The sequence below is a fragment of the Candidatus Cloacimonadota bacterium genome (assembly GCA_021734245.1).
Classification (GTDB): Bacteria; Cloacimonadota; Cloacimonadia; order Cloacimonadales; family TCS61; genus B137-G9.
This window is the reverse complement of record JAIPJH010000027.1, coordinates 22,228-32,687: the sequence shown is the minus strand read 5'-3', so window position 1 is coordinate 32,687 and position 10,460 is coordinate 22,228. Positions and strand designations below refer to the sequence as shown.

Sequence of the window (10,460 nt, the reverse complement as noted above, 5' to 3'; positions counted from 1 at the left end):
ATAACTGTTTATAAACAATTGATTTACATTCAAAATAAAAGCTTAGGATTTGATAAAGAGCAAGTAATTGTGCTTCCCCGGCCTCGAGGGAAAGAAGATGTCTTCAAAGCAGAATTATATAAACTTCCTGATGTGGTAGCAGCTTCGGTTACTTCTACAATTCCAGGTGAACGTGTTCCCTATCTTACAACTAGAATGCCAAGTATGGCAGGAAAACAAAATAATTACATCATGAGTGAAGAAGGACATCTGGCTTTGCGGGTTTGGGGCGCAGACGAAGATATCGAGGAAACTCTGGGATTATCAATTATTGAGGGAAGAGGATTCGATCAAGAATACACCACAGATCGTGATCATGCTTTCATTCTGAATGAAGCAGCTGTGAAAGCACTGAATCTGGAAAATCCTGTCGGACAAGATTTCTTTTATGAATACAACCTGGAAGTTCCCAAGGAAGGAAAGATCATCGGCATCGTAAAAGATTTTCATTATGCCTCTCTGCATTCCGAAGTTGAACCGCTGGTGATGCATTATTTTCCGCTTTATGATATGCATCTCTGTGTAAGATTGAATTCAGATAACATTAAGAAGAGCATTCAGCAAATCAAAAATGCCTGGGAAGAAAATATTCTAGAAATTCCTTTTGAACTGAAATTTCTGGATGAAAGCTACGATAATCTTTACAAAGCAGAAATGAATATGGGTAAGATCATTTCCTATTTTACTTTTCTGGCCATTACCATCGCCTGCCTTGGTTTATTTGGATTGGCATCATTTGTGGCAGAACAGCGCACCAAAGAGATTGCAATCCGCAAAATCCTGGGCGCATCAATCTTTAAAATATTGGGTTACCTTTCCAGAGAATTTGTAATTTTAGTTATCATTGCTACATTAATCGCCTGGATTCCGGCATATTTCTTCCTGACAAACTGGCTGCAGAATTTTGCTTATCACGTAAATATAAGTTTTTTGATTTTTTTGATTTCAGGAATTTCGGCAGTTTCGATCGCCTTGATCACAGTGATCTTCCAGGCTTATAAAGCTGCAATTGCAAATCCTGTGGATGCGTTGAAGTATGAGTAACGCAAACATCCTGTTTGCGAATGAGAGATGAGAGATGAGAGATGAGAGAAACGAGATGAGATCAACTCTGAAAAGCTTTCTTCCAAGAATTCTTGCAGTTAATACTTTCAGAGTAGATAACCCTGAAAGTGCTAAGCAGGAAGAAAATCTGAAAGAAGCCTTTTCAAGGTTGGAAAATAAGGAAGAATAATGTTCAAAAATTATCTTAAAATAGCTTTAAGAAATCTGATCCGTCAAAAAGGATATTCAGCAATAAACATCATAGGTCTCGCAATCGGTATCAGCTGCACAATGTTGTTATCCCTATGGATTGTAGATGAATTAAGTTTCGACACTTTTCACGAAAACAAAGACAGGATTTTCCGAGTTTTGGAGCATCAGGAATATTCCTCTCAATCGATGGAAGTAGCAGTAACTCCAGGTCCTTTGGCAGCAGCTTTAAAAGAAAACTTCCCCGAAGTAAAACGATCTACCAGATTCGATTTCGTTACAAAATTTCAAATAAAATTGGAAGATCAAGTTTTCCCGGAAATAAAAGGAGCGTATGTAGATCCGGATTTTCTGGAAATGTTCACTTTCCCCATTATTCAAGGTGATCAAAAACCTTTGAATGATATAAACTCTGTCGTTCTCACCAAATATGCTGCCGATAAGATCTTTGGTGATACCGATCCAATTGGAAAATTAATTACAATGGGAGAAGATTCTAAAACTGTAAGTGCTGTTATCGAAGATGTGCCTCGAAATTCTCACTTACAGTTCCATTTCCTGCAGCCCATGGCAGAATATAAAAGACTTGGTGAAGCACTGGAAGACTGGGGGCGAAATTCACTTCATACTTACATCGAGATCAATGAAAATGCAGATGCAGATGAATTGAATGACAAAATTACCGGTTTTATCAAAGAAAACAGCGAAGGAGCTGCTTCCGATCTTTACCTGCAACCGCTTACAGAAACTCATCTCCATTCTTCGGGATTTGTAGCCGATTTTTCCGGAATGGGAGATTTCAGTTATATCATAATTTTCGGATGCATTTCTCTTTTCATCATTATTATTTCCTGTATAAATTTTATTAGCCTGACTACAGCTCGATACAGCAAACGCGCTCGAGAAGTTGGCATGCGAAAAGTGCTGGGTTCTCAGAGAAAACACCTGATTAGCCAATTTCTGGGTGAATCAATTTTGATGGTAACAATATCACTTGTTTTTGCCTTTGTAATTGTGGAATTTGTTTTACCGTATTTCAATCTGTTCACTGCAAAAAAACTCAGCTTATTCGCTAATTTTGGATTGGAATCTACACTTCTACTTATAGGAATGACAGCTCTATTGGGAATTATTGCAGGAATCTATCCTGCTTTTATGTTATCATCATTCAAACCTGTGGCAGTTTTAAAAGGTTCAAGTTTGAAAGGCCAAAAAGGCGGCAATTTCAGAAAAATTCTGGTAGTTTTACAATGGTCACTTTCCATCATTCTTATTATAAGTACGATCATTTTATTCCAACAATTAAAATATATGCAGAACAAAAAACTGGGATTTGAAAAAGAACAGATTCTCTACACAAGATTTTACGATATGGAATCTTACGAAACTTACAAACAGGAGCTTCTCAAAAATCCTGCAATTGAGAGTATAACCGGTGCTTTAGCATTACCTCACAATATGGCAAATTCCACATCTGGAGCCAACTGGGAAGGAAGAAATGAAGAAGAGAGCTTCCTGCTACATTTTGAAATGGTTCAGAATGATTTTATCGATACTTTCAACATGAAAATGACAAGTGGAAATACTTTTACACAGGAAAATGAAATCTCGGAAGATTTCGGTTTTATTTTAAATGAGACCGCAATCAAGAAAATGGGTTTGGAAGATCCGATCGGAACCAAATTTACTCTTTGGGGAATGGAAGGAAAGATAATCGGAGTGGTTGAAGATTTTCATTTCAAATCTTTGCATAATCCTATTGAGCCATTGGTGATGATGAAACTGCCTGATTATCTCTATTACACAGTAGTAAGAGTTAATTCAAATGATATAGCAAAAACAAAAGAATTTCTGGAAGAAACGGTTCAAAATTTCAATCCTGAAAAGAGGATAGAATTCAAATTCTTTGACGAAAGATTTGATGCCATGTACAAATCGGAGATGGAAATGAGCACTGTGCTGAAATTGTTTACCGGCCTTGCTATTTTCATCGCCTGTCTGGGTTTATTTGGTCTTTCAGCTTTTCTCACGGAACTTCGTACCCGTGAAATTGGAATTCGTAAAGTATTGGGAGCGGACATACCAAATATTATTTTCAATTTATCAAAAGATTTCACACGCTGGATCATCATTGCCAATATAATTGCAATTCCTGTTGCTTACTTTATACTTAGGAAGGCACTAATGAATTTCGCTTATCGCATAGATATCAATATTACAGTTTTTATTGTCACCTTTGTAGTTTCGTTGTTATTAGCTTTAATCACAGTAATTTCTCAAACGATCAAAGCTGCTTTGTCCAATCCGGTGAAGGCTTTGAAATATGAGTAACGCAAACATCCTGTTTGCGAATGAGAGATGAGAGATGAGACATTGTGACTTTGTGATTGTGGGATTTGGTGAAGATGTGAAATTTAGAAAATGGGAAGATGAAAGATGAGAAGTGAGATAAAAAGAAGAATTTTGATAGTATAATTTGAGGTGATATTTATGTTTAAGAACTATTTCAAAATTGCATTAAGAAATATAAGTAAAAATAAATTCTTCTCGTTCATCAGCATATTAGGATTAGCGGTGGGAATTGCAGTTGCCATAATGGCAGGTCTATATGCCTATAATGAACTTTCCGTAGATAAGTTCAATCCGAATTACAAAAATATTTACCGTATTGAAGTGGGCACCTGGTTCCACACGCCGGCACCGTTAATCCCGATCATCAGATCGGAAATGCCCGGTTTGGAGGCAGTTGCAGCTACAGATCGGCAAAGTATGAATATTAATATAAATGATGAAGATCATACAATAAGCGGTGTATTATATACAGAATCAGATTTTTTAGATATATTTCCGCTTGAAATGATTAGCGGTGAAGCCGATCCAGCTTTTGAAGAACCATATCAGATTATCATTTCGGAATCCACTGCCAATAAATTGTATGGTTCTTCCAATCCTGTGGGTAAACAGGTGAAAGCGAATGATAATTATGATTACACGATTGCTGGTGTTTTTCAGGATTATCCTGAAAATTCAATTATTACATTTAACGTTCTTTCTACCTGGAAAAATCGTAAAACTATGATCGACAAGGAAGATTATTTTGAGAATTGGAGTGATTGGAATTACCAGACTTTCGTCAGGTTATCAGATAAGACAGATCCGCAGGAAACAATTGAACTTTTCAACGCTACTTTCACCAGAATAATGGCAGAGATAGAACCGGATAGAGCAGAAATTGCCTTCAATCTTCGTCATTTAAAAGACATCTACTTCTTTACAGATCTAAATAAAAATGACCATTGCAATCATGGTAATATGCAATATCTGCTGCTTTTCTCAACCTCTGCATTACTCACCCTGGTTATCGCTATTATTAATTTCATTAATTTGACTACAGCCAGAGCCAATCTGAGATCGTCAGAAATTGGCATCCGCAAAGTAAATGGTGCTGGCAAAAGCGATCTGATCAAGCAATTTCTGGGCGAATCGTTGCTGATTTCCCTGATATCCTTTCTGCTGGCTTTCCTGCTGATTGAATTGCTTCTACCCTATTTCAATCAGATCATTGGTAAAGAGTTGATCTTCAATCCTGTAATGAACTATACAATTATCCTTATCATAATTGCCGGAATAATTTTTATCACATTTCTCACAGGAATGTATCCAGCCTTTTTCATGTCGTCATTTAACACAATTTTCGTACTTAAAAAAGCCACGATCAAGGGAAAAAGCGGATTACAATCCCGCCGAATATTGATGATCATCCAGTTTATTATCACTATTTCTCTCATTTTGGGAACATTGATCATCTATTCTCAGATGAAATTTATGGTGAATAAAAATCTTGGTTACGATAAGGAACATATTTTATATTTCTGGATGAGTTACGAAATGAAATTACATGATACTGCCCTTAAAGTAAAACTTCTGGAAAATACAGAAATAAAACAAGCATCAATAGTCCATTCAATGCCTGGAAATTTCTATATGGAATGGGGTCGCACTTTTGATGATGGTTCAGATGCACATTTCTTCAGTGTTCCCTGCGATGAAGATTTTATACCATTGCTCGATCTAGAATTTATGGAAGGTCGAAATTTCAATCCGGGTCTGGAATCTGACAAGGAATCATTCATAATAAACGAAGCCTTTGCCAAGAAACATAATCTATCTGATCCATTATCAATTAAGATTGCAGATAGAAATATCGTCGGAGTAGTTAAAGACTTCACCTTCCAAAGCCTGCACAATACTGTTAAACCAATGGCTTTCACCTATTTTTCCGGCTGGTCCTGGTATATGGCTGTTAAAGTTCAGGGGAATGATATAGAAACTGCAAAAAAAACCATCCAGACAATTTGTGCTGAGTTCAGCGAGAAGAAAGTCAATATCAGATTTCTGGATGACACTATAGCAGCGAAATATAAAAAAGATAAACAATTTAGTACAATCTTTACTATTTTCAGTGTGCTAGCAATCCTGGTTTCCAGCCTTGGGCTTTTGGGATTAATTTCCTTTGAAGCAAACAGGCGTATCAAAGAGATCGGTATAAGAAAAGTGCTGGGAGCATCTCCACTGGAAATAATTAACTTGTTCAATAAAGAAATTGTAATATTAATTTGTATTTCATCCTTTATGGCCTGGATTGTTGGCTATTTCTGGATAACCGACTGGTTGCAGAATTTTGCTTTCCGTATTCAGATCAAGGCAGTTTATTTCATTCTTTCCGGCCTGATCACAGCAATTCTAGCTTTGACAACATTTTCAATTCTGGCTTACAAAGCTGCCATGGCAAATCCGGTGGATGCGTTGAAATATGAGTAACGCAAACATCCTGTTTGCGAATGAGAGATGAGAGATGAGAGATGAGAGAAACGAGATGAGATCAACTCTGAAAAGCCTTCTTCCAAGAATTCTTGCAGTTAAGACTTTCAGAGTAAATCTCCTTGAAAGTGCTAAGCAGGAAGAAAATCTGAAAGAAACCTTTTCAAGGTTGGAAAATAAGGAAGAGTAATGTTCATAAATTATCTTAAAATCGCTTTCAGAAATTTTGGTAGAAGCAAAGGCTTTACTTTCATCAATATATTTGGATTAGCAATTGGTATGGCTGTGTGCATCTTACTTATGCTCTGGGTACAGAATGAACTCAGCTACAACGTATTCCACGAAAACTCAGATCAGGTCTACAGTGTTATTCAGGAAGGCATCTGGAATGATGGAAAAACTTACGGCAGTAGAACGCTTCCCTATCGGTTAACTCCTTTGATGCATGAACTTTATCCGGAAATTAAAAACCACGTGAGATTGAAAGACTTCGGTGGAATGATGGCAATCGGTGATAGATCTTTTACGGAAAATAATGTGTTGCTTACCGAACCAGCTCTTTTTGAAATGTTTTCTTTTGATCTGGTAGCCGGTGATTTGCAAACTGCTTTTGATGATATTCATAATCTCATCCTAACAGAAGATACAGCCAGAAAATATTTCGGTGATGAAGACCCGATGGGAAAGATGATCCGTTATGATAACAGGACAGATTTCACTGTTACAGGAATTGCTGCCAATCCGCCAGAAAACTCTACAATCCAATTTGATCTGATAATGCAGTTTACGATTCTGGGTGAAGAAAGGATAAACAGCTGGAGTTGGGAAAGCTCAGGCTATATTCAGCTTTACGAGAACGCAGATGTAGAAGCTTTTAAGAAGAAGATTGAAAATACAATCGTGGATAACAAGCCGGATAACAAAAATCTGGTGCGTATCCAACCTCTTGCCAGAGTTCATCTTTACGATCCTCTGGATAAACCGCAAAGCCTTATCTTCGTCATCATCTTTGCGGCAATTGGAATAATTGTACTGCTTATCGCCTGCATAAATTTCATGAATCTATCTACGGCCAAATCGGCTAAAAGAGCCAAGGAAGTAGGCATCCGCAAAGTTGTAGGAGCAGATCGAAAGGGTTTAATAAAACAATTTATAACAGAATCGATATTAACTGCAATTTTTGCTATGATAGTTGCTTTTGTAATCGTGGAATTGTTCCTGCCGAGTTTTAATGATCTGGCTCATAAACAACTCGATATTACTTTTTCTAATATCAATTTTCTGGTTAGCTTATTGGTAATAACACTTCTTGTGGGATTGATCTCGGGCAGTTATCCTGCATTTTATCTTTCTCATTTTATTCCCAGTAAAGTATTAAAAAGCGGGAGCGGATCAAAAACTAAAAACAGATTCAGAACAATTCTGGTTGTCATCCAATTTACCATTTCGATAGCCCTTATTATTTGTACTGCAACAGTTTATAATCAACTCAAATACATTCAAAATAAAAATTTGGGATTTGATAAAGACTTCATTATTTCCATTCCCATGAATACAGAACTGGATGATTCTTTTGCTTCGTTCAAAGAGGAACTTTTGAAAAATTCAAACATCCTCGGTGTAACATCTTCATCCTCTTCTCCAGCTCGAGTCGGCAATGTTAATCCAGCAGAATGGGAAGGCAAAGCAGATGATGAAAAAATTCTTTTCAATTTCTTTCTGGTAGAAAAAGATTTTTTAAAAGTATTTGATATGAAATTAATCGAAGGTGAGAATTTCTCAAAAGATCATCAACAAGGTGAGCCTGTTCCATATATTGTGAATGAAGCAGCTGTAAAAATGATGCAGTTGGAAAATCCCATCGGCAAAAGATTTTATATGTATGATGAATCCTCTGCCGGTGAAATTATCGGGGTTGTGAAAGATTATCATTTCAAAACATTGGATAATGATATCGGTCCCATCATGATTACAACAATGAAATGGTGGTGGAGCAAAGTATTCGTAAAAATCAATCCTCGAAATGTACCCGAATCTATAGAATATATAAAAGATACATTTAAACAATTTGCACCTAATTATGAATGCGATTACTCATTTTTCGATGAGGAAATTGCGCAATATTACAGAGAATATTATGAAATTGGATCGATCATAAAATATTTTGCAATGCTGGCAATTTTCATTTCCTGTCTTGGTCTTTTTGGTTTGGCTTCCTTTATGACCGAACAGCGTACAAAAGAGATAGGAATCAGAAAGGTTCTGGGTTCATCGGCTGCCAAAATAGTTTTCCTGCTCACTCAGGGCTTTTCCAAATGGGTGCTGCTGGCCAATATTTTTGCCTGGCCAATTGCCTATTTTGCTGTTAAAAAATTCCTGGAAATGTTTGCTTATAATACAGGAATTCAAATCTGGTTGTTTGCTGCATCAGGTATTTTAGCACTCATCATCAGCATCTTAACGGTGAGTTATCAAACCTTTAGAGCTGCGAATGCAAATCCGATAAAGGCACTTAAATATGAGTAACGCAAACATCCTGTTTGCGAATGAGAGATGAGAGAAACGAGATGAAATCAACTCTGAAAAGCCTTCTTCCAAGAATTCTTGCAGTTAAGACTTTCAGAGTAAATCTCCTTGAAAGTGCTAAGCAGGAAGAAAATTTGAAAGAAGCCTTTTCAAGCTTGGAAAATAAGGAAGAGTAAATAAAAAATATGGGGAAATTAGGAGGCTGAAATGAGAGAAGTAGTTTTGTCTATTCCAACTCTGGAAGCAGAACAAAATCTGGAGATCGATGTAAGAATTAATGGTAAGAAAAAAAACTCTGAAGTATAGAGTTGAGATCATTCATTGGGAAGGAACAGAGCCAACATCAGAAGAAAAAGTAACAGTTCTGAAACATGCTATCGAAGATTATGACAAAAATTGGGAACTGATTCAAATTGGCGCTCCCGATAAGGATAAAATTCCAGTAATGTTCCGAAAAAAATCAGTCGCAAAATAGTTTTGTTTATAAAAAGAAAACTGTTGCAAAATAAATCAGAAATTTGATTCTGGAAAAAATATACAAGAAAAAGGAGTAATAATGAAGAAGCTAATTTCGATAATCATAATCACGATAGCAGTTACAATCTGCTTTGCCCAGGAATATGCCTTGGAAGAATTGATCGAGATCGGACTGGAAAAATCTTATGATATTCAGGAAGCAAAAAGCAACTTGAAAGACAATCAAAGTTATCTGCGAAGCAGTTACTATGGCTTACTGCCATCTTTAAACCTGAACTATGGAAACAGCTATTATTTTGATGCAGCCGATCCCGAGTGGAATGATGCAGCATCATTATCAGCATCCAAAACATTCTTTTTGAATGATCCAACATTTTTTAATATTTACACTTCCATAGAAAACATGAAAATCGCAGATTTATCATTCAATGAATCTAAGAAACAAATAGCTTATTACATATTTTCCAGTTATTTAGGTGTATTAGAAGCTCAGGAAACTTTGGAAATACAGGAAAAGAATTTACAATTGCAAAATAAAATTCATCAGCAAATTCAGGTTCAATACGATGCTGGAGACAAATCACTACTTGAGTTAAAACAGAGTGAAGTATCACTGATTGATTATGAAATTGCTGTGAATGAAGCAAATAACACACTTTCCAAAGCAAGAAAAGACCTGTTCTCTTATCTTAATATCGATGATGCAGGTTATGGTTTAGTTTCACCTGAGATCGAGATCAAGAATAAGGAGATGGAATTCACAAAAAATAACATTCTTATGCAGCAGGAAAAAAGCATCAACATCAATAAAGCAAATTCCTTTAAATCTATGTTGAACTTCTTTCCCAGTATTTCTATCGGATATTCATTTGGACATGATGATCCAAATGATGTTTATGATTTTTCAAGTTATTCAAGAACAGATAACTCACTTTACCTTTCTGCAACTTGGAATATCTTTGGATTGCTTGATAAATACGAATCTTACAAAATTCAGAAAAGATATAATAAACTTCTTACTTTGAATTATCAAACAACGCGAGATAATTATACTATCCAATCCGAAAATCTGCAGAATGATTTCTCAACTTTACAAAAATCCTATGATCTTTATGAAGAAAAGCTGGCTCTGGCCGAAGAAAACCTGAACATGGCACAGGAACAGTTCAAGCTGGGAATGATAAGTCTTTTGGAATTGGATGATAAAAAATTGGAATATCAGAATACGCAACTGGCAAAGATCCAGAAATATTATCAACTTCTAAAAAAACAGGAGGAAATTAACCTGCTAAATTCTGATCTGATCCTGGGAAAATGGTAGAAATATTGAGACTTGAGAATAA

General features: G+C 36.1%; 7 protein-coding genes. All 7 read left to right on the top strand.

Annotated elements, in window-relative coordinates; genetic code table 11:
• Positions 1-1,083: ABC transporter permease (locus K9N40_06025; protein ID MCF7814013.1), on the top strand; the 1,083-nt coding region annotated here is incomplete at its 5' end.
• Between the two features lie 189 nt (positions 1,084-1,272).
• Complete coding sequence (locus K9N40_06020) at positions 1,273-3,624, top strand: ABC transporter permease (protein ID MCF7814012.1); 2,352 nt, start codon at positions 1,273-1,275, stop codon at positions 3,622-3,624.
• 159 nt (positions 3,625-3,783) lie between these two features.
• Entirely contained in the window at positions 3,784-6,114 is a 2,331-nt protein-coding gene (locus K9N40_06015; GenBank protein MCF7814011.1) for an ABC transporter permease, read from the top strand.
• Between the two features lie 34 nt (positions 6,115-6,148).
• A complete protein-coding gene (locus K9N40_06010) occupies positions 6,149-6,304 on the top strand; it encodes a hypothetical protein (GenBank protein ID MCF7814010.1) in 156 nt (51 codons plus the stop codon).
• Positions 6,304-8,640 (top strand): ABC transporter permease, encoded by a 2,337-nt coding sequence (locus tag K9N40_06005; protein MCF7814009.1) that lies wholly within the window; start codon positions 6,304-6,306, stop codon positions 8,638-8,640. The genes K9N40_06010 and K9N40_06005 overlap by 1 nt, the downstream gene beginning before the upstream one ends.
• 277 nt (positions 8,641-8,917) lie before the next feature.
• Complete coding sequence (locus tag K9N40_06000) at positions 8,918-9,115, top strand: hypothetical protein (protein MCF7814008.1); 198 nt, start codon at positions 8,918-8,920, stop codon at positions 9,113-9,115.
• Positions 9,116-9,196: 81 nt separating this feature from the next.
• Positions 9,197-10,438, top strand: a complete 1,242-nt coding sequence (locus K9N40_05995; protein MCF7814007.1) for a TolC family protein — start codon at positions 9,197-9,199, stop codon at positions 10,436-10,438.
• Positions 10,439-10,460 lie beyond the last annotated feature (22 nt).